This window comes from Dyadobacter jiangsuensis (assembly GCF_003014695.1).
Classification (GTDB): Bacteria; Bacteroidota; Bacteroidia; order Cytophagales; family Spirosomataceae; genus Dyadobacter; species Dyadobacter jiangsuensis.
Map to the genome: position 1 here is coordinate 213,644 of NZ_PYAS01000012.1, position 17,015 is coordinate 230,658.

Here is a 17,015-nt window from a genome sequence, read left to right on the forward strand (position 1 = left end):
TTAAAACTTATAGCGTACGCCAAGCAGGTAGGAGCGCTGGTAACGGTCGCGGCGGATGAGCGTCTTGCCGGGCAGGTCCTGGTTCGGGATATTGATATTGGAAGCACTCGTATTTTTCATGTACACTTCCATCGGTGTGTCGAGCAGGTTGTTGGCTTTCAGGAACACGCCGAGCCCATTGCGGAATGTTTTTTCGATAGAAGCATCCATTTGAATAAAACCTTTTTGCCAGAGGTCGTTGTCGAGGAACTGGGAAACGGTATTGATGCGGTCGCCTGTGTAGCCGCCTGCCAACTGCGCGTCGATGCCGTTTTCCTGATTTTTGTAGAGTACCGAAAGGTTGGCCACATGTGCCGACTGTCCGTAAAGCGGCCGCGTTTGCTGCACATTGATGGTTTCGAGATCGCCGCTCTCGTTGCGTATGCGCCGGGATTTGGGTGTGGTAATGCGCGAATGCGTGTAGGTGTAGTTGGCCTTGACCCCGAACTGCTTCACATATTTGATATAGTCGATTTCGAGTCCGTAATTCTTTGCATTTCCGAAATTACCCGGCGAATAGTAAATGTCCTGTCCGCGGATAGCGTCGCGTTGGAGCGTGTATTCGATCGGATCTTTGATCATTTTGTAAAAAACGCCCACCATAAATTGCTCCGAAGCGCGTGGGAAGAGCTCATAACGCAAGTCGATATTGTCGGCAACGGCGCGTTTCAGATCCGGATTACCGCGTTCCTGGTATTCTTCGTTGACGATGCGATAAGGTACGATTTCGAAGAAGCCCGGGCGGTTGATCGAGCGGAAGTAAGAGGCGCGCAGGTTAATGTGGTCTTCCGGCTTGTATTTGAAGTGCAGGCTGGGAAGGAAATCGGTGTATTTCTGGTTCCCGCTCGGCCGGTCTTCACCAATTGAAAAGCGCATGGTATAGCCTTGATCGGTGTTCTCTGCGCGGACACCGCCGAGGATTTCCAGGTTCTTGGTTTCTGCTTTAAATTGTATAAAACCGGCTTTGATTTGTTCGGTCGCATCGTAGGTCAATGCGCTTCCTACCGAACCGCGGGGATTCTGAATTGTCCAGCGGATCTGGGTGTAGTCGGTGAAATCCTTTCCGTATTCGGTAAACGGATCGGCGGGCCGGAGCTGGTAGTTATTGTAAAAATTAGAGCGCGATTTGTCGCGGAACAAGCCGCCCAGTGTCCATTCCAGCTGGGTAGAGCCTATGGTTGTGTTATAAGTCAGATTGAGGTAGGCAGACAGGTCACGGTCCGAATTGTGCTCCCAGCGCCGCGAGGCATCGCCTACGGTCGTTTTCTTTTCCTGGAAATTCTGCCGGATGCCCGTCAGCGGCACAGTCATGTTATCGGGAACCTCGTTGGTGGCTTTGGAATACACGGCCGACCATTGTAATGCCAGCGCATCGAGCAACTGGTGCTTGCCTTGCAATGTGCTGTTGAATATCTGCTGTTTGGTCAGTCGCGAGCGGGTAGAATAGCTGAGGGTTGCATTACCTGCCACCGGATCATAGCCGCCGATGGTGAGCTGGGTAGCTTTCACATCCCGTACCTGCACATTGGTCAGGTTCATGAATGCGTTGTAAAACTGGATTTTGTGCTTCTCGCTAATGCGGTAATCTATTTTCGAGTGCAGCCCATACCGGATCTGTTGTTCCGAATACTGTCGTTCGCTCATTTTGGTAAGCGCTTCGCCGCGCAGGGTATCCACGGCTTCCGAATCGAAGAAGAGACTATTGCTTCCACGGTGGGTGTTCTGGTAACTACCGGCGAGCAGGACGCCCAGCTTGTCGTGCAGGAAGCGATTGCCGACCGCAATGCTGCCCAGCAGGTTGGGTGCAGGTGTTTTGAGTTTATAATTGACGGCAGCCGTCGAAAAATCGGTCGGGGCGGCATTGTACTGATTGCCATTTAGCTCATAGGGTGATTTGGATTGAATGCTTCTGAAATCATAGCCCATAAACTTGCGGTCCATAAACAGCTCATTATAGCCCGTGGAGACATTGGCAGAAAAGGTCAATTTGTCCGGTGCATCTTTCATAACCATATTCACCGCGCCGCCGATCGCGTCGCCTTCCATGGCGGGTGTGAGAGCCTTGTATACTTCGAGACGATCGAGGAGATCGGAAGGGAAAATATCCAGTGGTACGTAACGGTATTTGTTATCGGGGCTCGGGATTTTTACACCATTCACGAGGGTGTAGTTGTAGCGTTTATCCATGCCGCGCAGGATCGCGTACTGGCCGTCTCCATTGCTGTTGCGTTCGATGGAAATCCCTGAAATGCGCTGGATCACGTTGGCGACGGTGAGGTCAGGGGAAATCTGGATCGTTTTGCCGGAAACGATATTCATCACCTGGCTCGCATTGCGCTCCATGAGCCGGGCGGTATTGTCGCTCGCACCATCCCGCTTGCCGTTGACGGCTACTTCTTCAAGTTTCAATCCGGCTGCGGCTTCCAGCGAGAGGTCCATTTGAATAACCTCATTCCCGCTGATCGCAAATTCCTTTTGAACTGGTGCATAGGAAATGTGGCGGACCGTGAGGCGGTAGGAGCCTTTTTGCAGGTTGGGGATCGAGAATGAGCCATCGAGCCCTGAAATGTCGTGCAGGTTAGTGCCTTCGATAGAGATTACCACACCCAATGCAGGTTCGCCCGTGGCTGCTTCAAGGAGCTTGCCTTTGAGAGTCCCCGCATGCAGGCAGGTAACTGTGAACAGTAGCAGGAGAGTATGTAGAAATTTTCGGATCATCGCATCAATGTGTTAATGGCTTTCGGCGGTCGGCCGTCAGTCGTCAGCGGTTGTTTCGCTTGACGATGCGAAGGTGTGCAGAACAAACTCAGTGATCCAAATCAGCCCCGTTAACAAAAGGGCAACAGGCAGTTTCGAAGCGTTACATCAAGGCAACAAGCGTTAAATTTTTTATGCAACGTGTTATTGTCCAGGGATTTAAATCCCTGGTTCATGGCATTATGATTGCATTACCGTACTGTTAAGAAATCGTGAAGTGGCTAAATGGACTGGATATAGGCCGAAAGATTGTCGCCCGCTGCGAGGTTCAGCTTCTTGCGCAGGCGGTGGCGGATCACGCGCAGGCTGTCCTGGGAAATGCCGAGGAGCGTGGCGATATCGGTGGAAGTAAGGTTCATTTTGATCAATGCGATCAGTCGGAGGTCGTTGGCGGTGAGCGGGCCGGTTTGTTGTTGGAGGCGGTCGAAAAAAGACTGGTGTACCTGCTCGAATATCCCCCTGAACTCTTCCCAATGCTGGTTATCCTGCAAACCCTCGCCGATCTGTTCCGACAATGCTTTGATCTGTTTCCGCTGGTCGCGTTTATCGTCCTTGATCATTTCATCGAGCTTGGCGCGGAGGTCTTCCAACAGTTGGTTCTTGCGGATCACGTGCAGGGTGTAGCTGCTTAACTCCTGCGTTTTGGTTTCGAGCTGCTGTTTCAGGTGCTCTTCTTCCAGTTTTTTGTTTTTCAGCTCGACTTCCATCAACTGGTTTTGGGCTTCGTACACCTGCTTGTGCTGCGCGCGAAGCTTCTGTTCATTCCGGATTTTGAGGCGCTGCCGGCTGATGATCAATGCCGCCACGACGATCACCAACACCACCACAATGCCCGTTGCAATGGAGATAAGCGTATCAATGCGCCGCGCCTGGGTCAGTTGTTCAATTTCATTATCCTTCTTCTCGATTTCGTACAGCGTTTGCAGCAATGCGAGCTGCTTGTTGCTCTCTTCGGAATAGATATCGTTGAGCAGGCTGCGACTCAGTGTGAGGTAGTGGTATGCGCTATCGTTACGGGCGAGCAGGTTGTAGGCTTTGGAAATGTCATTGTAAGCGCTCGAAATCTGGTAGCGCTCGCCACTGGTTTGAGCTAGTTTCAAGCTCTGGAAACTGTATGCCAATCCTTCCCGGAACCTACCGGTTTTCCTTAACACATCGCCCAGGTTATTCACCACTTCTACCTGTGCACGTGCATTATGCGTCTGCGTGTTGAGCGTGTAAGCCCTGTTGAAATAGAAATGGGCCGAATCGTACTTTTCTAGGTCTTCGTAAATGCTGCCGATGTTTTCGTAAATCTTCGCGGCGCCGTCGGTATGACGGTCGAGCTGGTAGGATTGCAGGGCCTTGCGCTGGAAATAGAATGCGCTGTCGTACATTTCGCGCTTTTCATAGAGGTGGCCGATGCGTCCGTAAATCTCCGCTTTACCTGATTCTTCCCGCAGGTTTTGGTAGATTTCCAGCGCCTCGTCATATTGTTTCCGGGCGAGTTGCGGTCGGCGGGTGCGGTAGTAGAGTTCACCCAGCATGTTTAGATTCCCGGCCAGCATCTTTTCCTGATCCTTTGCGCGGAATATCTTCTCTGCTTGCAGCAGATAGTCGAGCGATTGCGGGTAATGCCCTGAAATGAAAAGCAGCCTCCCGATTTGCTGTAAATAGCCCGCGGCTTCCACGTCATTATTCTTTCCGACGGCCGAATTGTAATTCGCTTTCAGGCCTATCAGCAATGAATCAGGGTTTTGCGGACTGGCCGGCATGTTGCGTTCCGGTTCCTGGGCAAATGTTGCTTGGATAAATATGCAGGAGATCGAAATGATCCACGCCGCAAGCAGGGTCATGCCGGGCAGCGTAGGAGAGGAGGAATGCTTCTTGGCGCGGCCGGTATGCATGGCAGAAAGCGCTGGGTTAATTTCTCGCAAGTTACGGCGACGTGCCTGCATGAATGCCAAAAGCCATTGAAATACATCAATGGCTTTTGAAAATTAATATTGAGGTAACATTGCGTTAGTCTCAGATGAACCGGTTGATCAGGTTTTCGAGGTATTCCTGTTTACCGGAGATCGTTGCAGGCTCACCCTTAGTAGCCGCCAGGTCGAACAGGTCTTCCAGTTTCAAACCACCTTTTTCGAACTCTGCACCTTTGCCGCTGTCGAAGCTAGCGTAGCGGTTCTTACGGATCGTGTCGTAAGCTCCGTTTTGGATAATCTTGTCGGCGATCACCAATGCGCGTGCTACGGTGTCGATACCGCCGATGTGCGCATGGAATACATCGTCCACATCCGTTGAGTTCCGGCGACGTTTGGCATCGAAGTTGATACCACCGCCTTGCAGACCGCCTGCATTCAGGATCACGAGCAATGCGCGGGTCCATTCGGCGATGTCGTTCGGGAACTGGTCGGTATCCCAGCCGTTCTGGTAGTCACCACGGTTGGCGTCGATCGACCCCAGGATACCGGCGTCGGCCGCTACCTGCAATTCGTGCTCGAAAGTGTGGCCCGCCAATGTAGCGTGGTTTACTTCAAGGTTCAGGCTGAAATCGGCCAACAGATCGTGCTGACGAAGGAAACCGATCACAGTTGCCGCATCGTAGTCGTATTGGTGCTTGGTAGGCTCGCAAGGTTTCGGCTCGATGAAGAACTTACCTTTGAAGCCGTTCGCACGGGCATAGGCTACCGATATTTTCAGCATTTGTGCAAAGTGCTCCTGCTCGCGTTTCATATCGGTGTTCAGAAGGCTCATGTAGCCTTCGCGACCTCCCCAGAATACGTAGTTTTCACCTCCCAGGGCGATGGTAGCGTCCAAAGCCATTTTCACCTGCGCACCTGCGTGAGCAACGACGTCGAAATCAGGGTTGGTGGAAGCACCGTTCATATAGCGGTGGTGTCCGAAAAGGTTGGCGGTTCCCCAAAGGAGTTTTACACCTGATGCTTTTTGTTTTTCACCCAAATAGGCAGTCAGTGCTTGCAGACGTTTTTCGTTGGTACGCACGTCGTCGGCGTAATCCACCACGTCTACGTCGTGGAAGCAGTAGTAAGGAAGACCCAGCTTGGTAATGAATTCGAATGCTGCATCCGCTTTGTCTTTGGCGCGGTCTACGGCATCAGATTTTTTGTCCCATGGGTAAAAAAGCGTAGGTCCGCCGAAAGGATCCAGACCAGCGCCGCAGAATGTATGCCAGTAAGCCACCGCGAAGCGCAGGTGGTCTTTCATTGTCTTGCCGGCGACAACGCGGTTTTCGTCGTACCAGCGGTAAGCCAGTGGGTTGTCGGTTTCCGGGCCCTCGAAAGAGATCTTTCCGATACCCTTAAAATACTCCTGTTCTCCGAGTAGAATGCTCATTGTAATGTAGTTAATCGTTTTTCTAATGCTTTAACAAACCGGCCGATGTGGTATCGGGAAGAAACCATTCTCCCTTTCCTCCATCCTCCTTTCTACCTTATTTATTTAATAAGTGTAAAATTGACATTTCATACTGCAATACTATGACTTTTTTCTGAAAAATTTGCAGTACCAATAAAAAAGAGGAGCAGATTTAATTTCTGCTCCTCTCAGGGTAAGTTTTTAAGCGGTTCTTGATCAGAAGAACTTCGCGCGGTGGTCTTCGATTTTCGCGTTCTCGCGGATAGCTTCGTTCACCAGGTACGACATGCGGCTTTCCAGTGATTGGGTCAGCTGTGTTTTGTACTGGGTAAAGTCAGCGATCTTAGGCGCGTCAGCTTTGCTTGAAAGCTCCATGATGAACACCCCGTTTTCGCCTGTGAATACACCTGATTTCGCTCCGGCTTTCAAACCAAATGCTTTTCCAAGTGCGATAGGATCGAAACCTGCGCTTGTCAGGAAGCCGGTTGCCAATGAAATATCATTCGCTGATTCAACCAATGCGCCTGCGCCGTATTTTTTAGCGATTTCTTCGAGTGAGCCGGTAGCTCCTTTCAGCTTAGCGGTAATTTGCTCTGCTTTGATCTGGTTACGCACTTTGGTCGTCAGCTCGTCACGGAAATCATCTACTTTTACATCTTTTGCATCGGATTTACCAGTCAGAACAGCTACAACATATTGTTCTTCTGTTTCGAACACGGGTGATACGTTGGAAGTTTTGGTATCGTCTTTGAATGCCCATCTTACGATTTCACGTGCATTCTGGATCGCATTGATATTGGTTGCAGATTCAGGAACGCGGTTCGCATTCGCGAGTACCAGTGCTTTATTTTTCTTAACAGCCTCTTCGAACTGCTCGCGGCTTTTGACAGCATTCGCGAATTCGTCGGCTCTTCTGTAAGCTTCGTCACGCGTAGCCTGGCTTGGGGCGATTGTCTTACCAATGGTAGCAATGCGGTACAGGGTATTCGATTTCGGAGCAGTTACTTTAATGATGTGGAAACCGAACTGGCTTTCTACCAAACGTGGGATCAGACCGGGAGCGGTTGCCGAGAACACAGCTTCTTCAAATGGTTTCACCATCGCGCCGTTGTTCTGGAAATAACCCAGGTCTCCACCGCGTTGTGCCGAGCCCGGATCTGCGCTGGAAGTAGCAGCCAATGCTTCGAAGTTGGCACCCGCCTTGATCTGAGCGAGAATACCTTCCGCTTTAACGCGTGCAGCCGCTTTGGCAGAGTCCGACTGGTTTTCAGCACGGATCAGGATGTGGCTTGCTTTGGCAGAAGAAACGGTATCGGAGCGGGTTCCGCCGTATTTGTAGATATAATAGGTATTGCCTTCGCGGTAAGGTCCGTAAACACCACCCGGAACGAACGTCTTCACAGCCTCTTTCAACTGGTCGCTCATGGTAGCGTACGACTGGTTGATCGGCGTTGGAATATCGCTGTTCATCGCGGCAAATGCTGAGTCGCTTTGTGCAGTGGCAAGGCCGCGTGCGAGTTCTTTAATTTCGGTATACAACGCAGCGCTGTCGTCTTTCGCAGGCTGAACCGGGAACGTTACGTACTCGATCGAGCGGGTATCGGTTCCTTTGTATTCTTTCTTGTGCGCGCTCAGGTAATCTTGCAGTTGAGCGTCGGTTACTTTAATAGTAGTATCTACAACCGAGAAATAAGGTACATACAAATAGCGCAGATTGGCTTTGGTATTTTGCGCTACGTACTCTTTTTCAGCTTGTGCTTTCGGAGTGTAGGTCGAGAGGCGAAGCAGGTTCTCGTATTTAGCACGGGTACGTTCTTCGCGAAGGCTCTTTTCAAAGTTCTCCCAGGATTTTTGTTGTTCCAAAGGAAGTGTTTTGAGGTTTTTCAGATAGTTGATCACCGCGTTTTTATCGAAACGGCCGGTGGTAGGATCTGAAAATGCTTGCAGAATCGATGGGCTGATGTGGTTACCCTGTACCATGTCGTACAGTTCTTCGTCAGTTACTGCCAGTCCCAGTTTGTCGTATTGCTTTTTGTAAGCAATATCCACTACGAACTGGTTCCAGGCCTGATCTCTCAAAGAAGCCAGCTCGCCTTCGTTCAGGCTGCGGCCCGATTGTGCCTCGTAGTTCTGACGAAACCCGTCCACCCGGCTTTGAAAATCTTTGATATTAATTTCTTTCCCGGCGATTTCTCCCACGACCTGTTTGCTGTCGCCAAGTAGAGAATTAGGGCCCAGCAAATCGCCTCCCACCATAAAAAGAATTAAACTGATAGCGATAACCGTCACGGCTACCCCGGATTTTTCTCTGATTTTGTTAATTAAAGCCATTTTCTCGATTCAAATTAGTGCGCAAAATAAAAAGTTTTCTTGATGGAATGCAAGAGCTTACAATCCTATTTACAATTATTGGTAGCATCCGGACGTTGCGCGGCGAGCCGGAGAGAGCAAGAGGACGGCTTATGGGCCTTAATACATGTGTTTCAGATTGAAAGCGTAGAGGATCGCCATGAAAATGCTGAAAAATACACCGGCCATGGCGGTAATGACGCCCATCCAGCCGCCGATCATCAGCAATGGCGCTGCAAATGCGACGGCCATGCCGCCCAGGTAGAGGTAATAGCCCCTCTTTTGCAGGTTCCACATCAGGTACGCGGCATACAGCGACAGTGATTCGAAAATCAGCATGATGATGGCGCCGGTTTTGATGTTTTCGGCGGTAGTCTGCTCAATCACAGCTTCAAACATCTTGTCCATCGTCTTCGCTTCGGCGGTGTTGCCCTGGCGATCGAGGTTTTCACGGACGGCCTCAAACGTTTCGCGGGTTCTGTCGGCGGTAATGCCGGGGTTCCAGAGCCTTTCGGATTGGGTCCAAAGGCCTGAAACGGCACTCATGAAGGTAAGAAAACACAAAATCGTAAGGAACGTGGGGCGATTCACAGGTGCACTCATTCAGTTAGTAACAGATCAGCAGGTTTTCTGATGAAGGATGTAAAATTTGCCGTTTTCAGTGAAAACACCAAAGGCATTTGAATATTCTTCCCGTCGGCCTACATTTGTCGTTTTTTAATCCAATAAAAACTCAAACTTTCTAACAAACAGTACTTATGAGCCTTCAAATTCTGACTGAACGCATTGCAAATATCCTGGGGACCGATAGCGGACTGGATGCCACAGCCAAATTTGTGACCGATGAAGGAGTCCTGTTTGTCGATGGTAAATCCGTACCCAACAGCGTTTCCAATACCGACGCCGAGGCTGATTGCACATTCGAAGTTTCGGTGAAAAATGCATTGAAACTCATTGACGGCGACCTGAACGCGATGATGGCGCTCATGACCGGCAAATTGAAAATAGACGGCGATATGGGCGTAGCGATGAAGATCGCAGAAACCTTCGGACGCCGATAGTAGGCTTTCAGGCCGGGTGCCTTTTTCTGGATACCATCAGTTTTCAACAAACGATCACACAGGCATGGAAAACCAGGAAAAGGCATCCGGAACTATCACCAAAAGAAGGGATTTTATCAAAGCCGGAGCATTGGCGGCCGGTGGTTTTATGATCGTCCCGCGGCACGTGCTGGGGCGAGGTTTTACTCCTCCGAGCGATAAGCTCAATATTGCCGCAGTAGGCTGCGGCGGCAAGGCCGACTTCAATATCAAGCAGGCCTATAATAATGGTACGGAAAACATCGTCGCACTCTGCGACGTCGACGACCGGCAATCCGAAAAGTACCGCAAGCAATTTCCCAACGCACCTTATTATAAGGACTTCCGCAAAATGTTCGAAAAAGAGGCGAAGACGTTCGACGCCGTCATCGTCACCACGCCCGATCATATGCATTACCCCGTCGCGATTGCCGCGATGGAGCTGGGGAAGCATGTATATGTAGAAAAGCCATTAACCAAAGATATCTGGGAGGCCAGGATGCTGACCGAGGCCGCGAAAAAGTATAAGGTAGTAACCCAAATGGGCAACCAGGGCAGCAGCAGCGACGGCACGCGCAATACGGAAGCGCTAGTGCAGTCGGGAGCGATCGGAGAGGTGCATACCATTGAAGTATGGACCGACCGCCCCGTATGGCCGCAGGGCGTGCAATCTCCCAAGGATAAGGGTGAGTCGCAGCCCGTACCTGCGGGTGTCGACTGGGACCTGTGGTTAGGTACCGCGCCTAAACGAGATTACCACGAGGCTTATATGCCGTTCCGCTGGCGCGGTTACTGGGATTTCGGCACCGGCGCGCTGGGCGATATGGGCTGCCATTTCCTGGACGTGCCCTTCCGTGCATTGAAATTGGGCTACCCAACCTCGGTGGAATGCAGCGTCGGCTCGGTGTACGCCGATTTCTTCCAGCAGGCGTTCTTCGACGACGTCGCTCCGCCTTCGGCGAATATCCATTTAAAGTTTCCTTCGAAAATACCCGGCAAGGAAATCAACCTGAACTGGTATGACGGCGGGATGCGGCCGCAGCTGCCCGATGGTTGTGATTATAAAACCGTTTTCGGCAGTGTCGACGGCGGAATGTTATTTATAGGTACTAAGGGCATTATCAGTGCCGAAATGTTCGGTGAAAACCCGAGACTTTGGCCTGAGAAGAAATTCGCGAACGTCCGCATCGCCACCAAACCGCGTGCATTGGTACCAGGCGGCTGGCAAGGGCATCAGCAACAGTTTGTGCAAGCTTGTAAAAAAGGATATGGGGCTTATACGAGTTCCTCATTCGATCAATCGGGACCTTTGACGGAGATCGTGCTCATGGGTAACCTGGCCGTGCGCTCGTACCTGCACCGCGAGGCGAAGGCGGATGGCAAAGGTTTCACATTCCCGGGGCGGCAACGGCTGATGTGGGACGGAGCTAATATGAAGATCACCAATTTTGACGTGGCGAACCGGTTTGTGAAAAGGGAGTATCGGACGGGGTGGTAACAGCGACAAACCCTGCATTGTTGCATGCCTACCGCATTTGCGGATCATCGGTTATATGTATTTCCTACCAATGTTACGTCGCTGACGCGACTGCACATCCCGCATTCAAGTGCCGTTAGGCACGTAATATTGGTAGAATGGATAATTAACTCCGTACACTAAAATCCCGTAGGGATGTAACATCAGGGCATTGACCTCATCCAGCAACGGCCGAAGCGCGGTACCGTATTTGTTGTTGCATGCCTACGGCATTGCAGGTGGTGTCGGTTGTACGTGTTTGCCACAATATTACGTCGCTAACGCGACTGCGCGTCCCGCAGTGAAGTGCCGTTAGGCACGTAATATTGGTAGAATGGATGATTAACCGCGTATACTAAAATCCCGTAGGGATGTAACATCAGCGCATTGACGACATCCAGCAACGGCCGAAGCGCGGTACCGTATTTGTTGTTGCATGCCTACGGCATTTGCGGATCATCGGTTATATGTATTCCCTACCAATGTTACGTCGCTAACGCGACTGTGTGTCCCGCAGTGAAGTGCCGTTAGGCACGTAATATTGGTAGAATGGATGATTAACCGCGTATACTAAAATCCCGTAGGGATGTAACATCAGCGCATTGACGACATCCAGCCACGGCCGAAGCGCGGTACCGTATTTGTCGTTGCATGCCTATGGCATTGCGGGTGGTGTCGGTTGTACGTGTTTGCTACAATGTTACGTCGCTAACGCGACTGCACATCCCGCAGTGAAGTGCCGTTAGGCACATAATATTGGTAGAATGGATGATTAACCCCGTATACTAAAATCCCGTAGGGATGTAACATCAGGGCATTGACCGCATCCAGCAACGGCCGAAGCGCGGTACCGTATTTGTTGTTGTATGCCTATGGCGTCGTGGATTGTGTTGGATTGCACGTTTCCTACCAATGTTACGTCGCTAACGCGACTGCACATCCCGCATTCAAGTGCCGTTAGGCACGTAATATTGGTAGAATGGATGATTAAGCCCGTATACTAAAATCCCGTAGGGATGTAACATCAGGGCATTGAACACGCCCAAGGGTGAATTTACAACTCCAACTCCCGCAAATACATCTGGATCGTGTTTTCCAATCCTATATATAATGCATCGCAAATCAATGCGTGGCCGATCGATACCTCGTCGAGCCAGGGGATGCTTTGTTTGAGGAAATGCAGGTTGTCGAGGCTCAGGTCGTGACCGGCATTCAGCCCTAATCCAACTTCGCGCGCCTTTTCAGCAGCTTTGATAAATGGAAGTACCGCTTTCTGGCGGTTTTCAAAATAACCGGCAGCGAAAGGCTCGGTATAAAGTTCAACACGGTCGGCGCCGCAGATTTTGGCTCCTTCTACCATTTCTTCATCGGGGTCCACGAAAACCGAAACCCGGATTCCGGCAGATTTGAATGTGCCCACCAGGTCGGTGAGAATGGAGCGATGGGTGATCGTGTCCCAGCCTGCGTTGGAAGTTATGGCGCCTAATGCATCGGGAACGAGCGTTACCTGGTCGGGCTTGTTGGCCAGTACCAGCTCCACGAATTTCTTTTCCGACGGGTTACCCTCGATATTGAACTCGGTCGTTACCAGTTCGCGGAGGTCGTAAACATCCTGGTAGCGGATATGCCGCTCATCGGGCCGTGGGTGCACGGTAATGCCCTGCGCCCCGAACCGCTCGCAGTCCAGCGCTACTTTCAATACATTAGGATTGTCACCGCCACGGGAATTGCGAAGGGTGGCGATCTTGTTGATGTTGACGCTAAGACGGGTCATGGAGCTTTAAATGTTGAATGATTGAATGAGTGAATGAATGCGTGCGTAGGTATTATGTCAAGTGTTGTCAGGTATAGTCAAGTGTTGTCAGGTATTGTCAGTAAGTCAGGTCTGGTCAGTGGGTCATGGGTTTTGTAAAGTGTGACTTTTGATTCTTAGAGATGAGTTTTCAAGTGAATCACTAACTTTGCCGGTCTGTTACAAATTTAGCATTCGAGTGTTTAAAAACACCTTCAAAGCTAATTTTTAGCCTTAATCACTGTAAAAAACAACAAATGACCGAATGACAATGCCTGACTAATACTGACCCAACATTCATTCATTCAGTCATTCACTCATTCGATCATTCAAAATTAAATTACCATGTCACTAAAAACTCAAGTCGAATCTGGTATCAAGGACGCTATGCGTGCCAAAGACCAGGATACATTACGTGCATTGCGCGCGATCAAGTCGTTGATTCTATTGGAAGAAACCAAAGGCGGTACCAGCGGAGAGCTTAGCGCCGACGACGAACTGAAACTGTTGACCAAAGCTGCGAAGCAACGCCGGGAGTCTGCTGATATTTACAAAACACAAGGCCGTGCCGACCTTTTGGAAAAAGAGGAAGCGGAGCTGGCGGTGATCGAACAGTTTTTGCCTAAACAGCTGAGCGAGGACGAAGTGAAAGCCAAATTGCAGGATATCATCGCACGCGTAGGCGCAGCGGGCCCTTCGGATATGGGTAAAGTAATGGGCGTAGCCACCAAGGAACTCGCCGGCCAGGTCGACGGGCGTGTCGTTTCTACGCTGGTGAAGGCATTACTCGCATGAAATTACTGGATGTTCTCATCCTTCTTCCCCTGCTATGGGGCGCATTACATGGTTACCGCAAAGGCCTGCTGATCGAGATTATCGGGATTCTGGGCATGGTGGTAGCCATGGTTTTGGGTTTCAAATTCCTGGGCTTGGGGATGGAGGTCCTCACGCCGTATTTCAGTGAGGGCGTCGCCCGGAAAATCCTGCCTTATGTGGGTTTTTCGGCGATTTTCTTTCCAACTATCTTCCTCTTAAATCAATTCGGCTACACCATCCGCCGGTCGCTGCGGTATTCCATTTTGGGTACTTTCGACAGTTTTGCCGGTGCGATGGTGGGTGTTTTTACCTGGGTTTTCGGGATCAGCGTGTTCTTCTGGCTGGTGGACGCAATCGGCGTGAAAATTCCGTCGCACCGGACCGACGATACCTATTTGTACCCGCTCGTGGTGCCCGTAGCTCCCACGGTGATCACCAAAGGATTGTCGCTGATGCCCAAAGGCACCGACATTATCCGCGACTGGAAACGCGATTACCTCGAAGATTGAACTTTCGAATTTCGAGCCGGGTTAAGCTTTCATCATTGACATTCAGTACCTTTGCAGAAAATTACAGTTGAATGCCCTGTGTGTTTGACAGATTATAAAAGAAAATGACCACGATACAGCAAAAGCAGGACATCCGTAAACTCAATGTCGACCAGATCAAAACCTGGATGATCGAACACGGGGAGAAGGCTTTCAGGGCAAAACAGATATATGAATGGATCTGGAAAAAATCGGCCCATTCATTCGACGAAATGACTAACCTCTCGCTCGCCACGCGCCAGCTGATGAACGAGCATTTCGTGATCCATTCGCTCGACGTTGCCAAAAAACAGCACAGCAACGACGGTACGATCAAATCCGCATTCAAGCTTTTTGACGGTAACCTCGTAGAGGGCGTGCTCATACCCGCCGCCGACCGCATGACCGCCTGCGTGAGCAGCCAGGTAGGGTGCTCGCTTACGTGCAAGTTCTGCGCGACGGGCTACATGGACCGCAAGCGTAACCTCGAAGCCGGGGAAATTTACGACCAGGTGGTAGCGATTGCACGCCAGGCCGAGAATACCTTCAATGCGCCGCTGACCAACATTGTATATATGGGAATGGGCGAGCCGTTGCTCAACTACGCCAATGTGCTCCAATCGATCGAATACATTACTTCGCCGGAAGGGCTCAATATGTCGCCGAAGCGTATTACCGTTTCGACAGCAGGCATTGCGAAGATGATCAAAAAGTTGGCTGACGACGAAGTGCGGTTCCGCCTTGCCTTGTCGCTGCATGCTGCCAACGACGAAAAACGGAACCAGATCATGCCGATCAACGAGTCGAACTCGCTGGATAACCTGGCCGAAGCATTGAACTATTTTTATAAGAAAACCGGCAACCGCATTACTTTCGAGTACATTGTTTTCAATAATTTCAACGACACTTTGCAGGATGCGAAAGAGCTGTGGGAGTTTTGCAAGCGTGTTCCGGCAAGGGTGAACATCATTGAATATAACCCGATCGCCGAGGCTGATTTCAAAAATACCGAGGCCGACCGTTTGGATAAATTTGCCGCTTTCCTGGAAGACAGAGGGGTTTCGGTGCACGTGAGAAGGAGCAGAGGAAAGGATATCGATGCGGCATGCGGGCAGCTGGCTAACAAAGAAACAAACTGAGATTAACCTGACTTAACAATTTCTTAACATTGGGTCGGCCGTTTATAAGTAGTTTTGCGTCAATAATTCAACCTATCAACTTCTTTTATGTTTGGTCTTGAAACCGACATTTTCATCCTCCTCGCGTTTAGTATTTTAGCGGCCTGCGCATTCGAATTTGTTAATGGTTTTCACGACACTGCTAACGCGGTGGCGACGGTGATTTATACCAACTCCCTGAAACCGAATGTGGCGGTAATATGGTCGGGTTTTATGAACTTCTGCGGCGTATTCTTCGGCGGTATTGCCGTGGCCATGGGGATTGTAAACCTGCTGCCGGTGGAATTGCTGATCGATCAGAATGTCTATCATAGTGCCGCAATGGTGTTCTCGCTGCTTTTCAGCGCCATTATCTGGAACCTGGGTACCTGGTATTTCGGCTTGCCGAGTTCCAGCTCGCACACGCTCATCGGTTCGATCCTCGGCGTGGGTCTTGCATTTACATTAATGCCGGAAAATACACAGGGAACCGGTGTGAACTGGTCGAAAGCACAAGAGCTATTTATGTCGCTCCTGACTTCGCCGATTTTCGGTTTCGCGCTCGCGATCATTATTATGTTTATTCTGAGAAGATCGTTGTCCAAGCCGCTCCGTGAGATTGTTTTCAGCGAACCTAAGAAAAACGAAGCGCCGCCGATCTGGATCCGCGCCATTCTGATCACTACCTGTACATTGGTAAGTTTCTTCCACGGTTCCAACGATGGACAGAAAGGAGTAGGGCTCGTGATGCTCATCCTGATCGGTATCGTACCTGCGCATTTCGCATTGGATAATTCCAAAGACCCTATCGGAATGAAAACCGACCTCGTTGGTATCGAGCGCGCCGTGAATAGCATCGATTCATCCCGCCTGTCGATCTCCGACCGCGCGCATTTGTATACGATTAAAGCCGAGCTGACCCATTTGCAGACGCAGATCAACAGCCCGCTGCCTGAGCACCGTCTGCCGAAAGAGCAGCGTATGGAGGCACGCCGCTCGTTGCTGCTCATAAGCCGTAATATCAAGACGATCCTCGATAACGGGCAGGCGAACCTGAATGCAACCGACCTCGCATTCCTGAAAAAACAATCGGGTAGTGAGCATGGTATCAGAAGATACACGGACTATGCCCCGGATTGGGTTATTCTGATGATTTCACTTTCTCTCGGCCTTGGAACGATGGTAGGCTGGAAGCGGATCGTGGTAACGATCGGTGAAAAAATCGGAAAGCAGCATTTGACTTACGCACAAGGTGCCTCGGCTGAATTGGTAGCGGCGAGCACGATCGGAGTATCGTCTTACCTGGGGCTTCCGGTAAGTACCACGCACGTACTTTCATCCGGTATTGCGGGTTCTATGGTAGCCAGCAAAGGGGTGAAAAACCTGCAAGGCGGTACCATCCGTAACATTGTGATTGCGTGGGTTTTGACATTGCCCGTAACCATGCTGCTGGCCGGAACGCTGTACGCATTTTTCCGCTGGATCTTGTAAGGCTATCATTCATAGACGCATCAAAAAGCCGTCGGGACCGTTCCCGGCGGCTTTTGTTTTAGCGCGGCTGCCGCACTTTCTTTGCTTTTGATTGGTTTAATATCGTAAATTCGGCATGGATTTTAGTATTAAATA

At 50.5% G+C, this 17,015-nt stretch carries 12 protein-coding genes; 6 read left to right on the forward strand and 6 right to left on the reverse strand.

Features of this window, described 5'->3' with window-relative positions; translation table 11 throughout:
* The 5 genes from CLV60_RS23675 to CLV60_RS23695 all read right to left on the reverse strand — a co-directional run bounded on the left by CLV60_RS23675 (position 1) and on the right by CLV60_RS23695 (position 9,048).
* Positions 1-2,757 (reverse strand): TonB-dependent receptor, encoded by a 2,757-nt coding sequence (locus CLV60_RS23675; RefSeq protein ID WP_106597852.1) that lies wholly within the window; start codon positions 2,755-2,757, stop codon positions 1-3.
* Between the two features lie 260 nt (positions 2,758-3,017).
* Positions 3,018-4,682 (reverse strand): tetratricopeptide repeat protein, encoded by a 1,665-nt coding sequence (locus CLV60_RS23680; RefSeq protein WP_106597929.1) that lies wholly within the window; start codon positions 4,680-4,682, stop codon positions 3,018-3,020.
* Between the two features lie 121 nt (positions 4,683-4,803).
* A complete protein-coding gene (gene xylA, locus CLV60_RS23685; RefSeq protein ID WP_106597853.1) occupies positions 4,804-6,132 on the reverse strand; it encodes a xylose isomerase in 1,329 nt (442 codons plus the stop codon).
* 237 nt (positions 6,133-6,369) lie between these two features.
* A complete protein-coding gene (locus CLV60_RS23690) occupies positions 6,370-8,484 on the reverse strand; it encodes a peptidylprolyl isomerase (RefSeq protein WP_106597854.1) in 2,115 nt (704 codons plus the stop codon).
* Positions 8,485-8,622: 138 nt separating this feature from the next.
* The gene (locus CLV60_RS23695; protein WP_106597930.1) at positions 8,623-9,048 is read right to left on the reverse strand and encodes a hypothetical protein; all 426 of its coding nucleotides are present in this window, start codon (positions 9,046-9,048) and stop codon (positions 8,623-8,625) included.
* Between the two features lie 212 nt (positions 9,049-9,260).
* Here CLV60_RS23695 and CLV60_RS23700 point away from each other — a divergent pair, with 212 nt between their 5' ends.
* Positions 9,261-9,563 (forward strand): SCP2 sterol-binding domain-containing protein, encoded by a 303-nt coding sequence (locus CLV60_RS23700; protein WP_090155392.1) that lies wholly within the window; start codon positions 9,261-9,263, stop codon positions 9,561-9,563.
* 64 nt (positions 9,564-9,627) lie between these two features.
* Positions 9,628-11,079, forward strand: coding sequence for a Gfo/Idh/MocA family protein (locus CLV60_RS23705; RefSeq protein WP_106597855.1), 1,452 nt, complete (start codon positions 9,628-9,630; stop codon positions 11,077-11,079).
* A 1,072-nt stretch (positions 11,080-12,151) separates the two neighbouring features.
* Here the strand turns inward: CLV60_RS23705 and CLV60_RS23710 are convergent.
* Positions 12,152-12,871: a pyridoxine 5'-phosphate synthase gene (locus CLV60_RS23710; RefSeq protein WP_106597856.1), complete on the reverse strand. Its 720-nt coding sequence runs from the start codon at positions 12,869-12,871 to the stop codon at positions 12,152-12,154.
* A gap of 363 nt (positions 12,872-13,234) precedes the next feature.
* On the opposite strand from CLV60_RS23710, the gene CLV60_RS23715 reads away from it, so the two are divergent.
* From CLV60_RS23715 to CLV60_RS23730, 4 genes are all read left to right on the forward strand, one after another.
* Entirely contained in the window at positions 13,235-13,684 is a 450-nt protein-coding gene (locus CLV60_RS23715; RefSeq protein ID WP_106597857.1) for a GatB/YqeY domain-containing protein, read from the forward strand.
* Positions 13,681-14,214: a CvpA family protein gene (locus CLV60_RS23720; RefSeq protein ID WP_106597858.1), complete on the forward strand. Its 534-nt coding sequence runs from the start codon at positions 13,681-13,683 to the stop codon at positions 14,212-14,214. The genes CLV60_RS23715 and CLV60_RS23720 overlap by 4 nt, the downstream gene beginning before the upstream one ends.
* Positions 14,215-14,318: 104 nt before the next feature.
* Positions 14,319-15,371 (forward strand): dual-specificity RNA methyltransferase RlmN, encoded by a 1,053-nt coding sequence (gene rlmN / locus CLV60_RS23725; RefSeq protein WP_106597859.1) that lies wholly within the window; start codon positions 14,319-14,321, stop codon positions 15,369-15,371.
* Between the two features lie 87 nt (positions 15,372-15,458).
* On the forward strand, positions 15,459-16,880 hold the full coding sequence (locus tag CLV60_RS23730) for an inorganic phosphate transporter (protein ID WP_106597860.1): 1,422 nt from the start codon (positions 15,459-15,461) through the stop codon (positions 16,878-16,880).
* Positions 16,881-17,015: the final 135 nt, after the last annotated feature.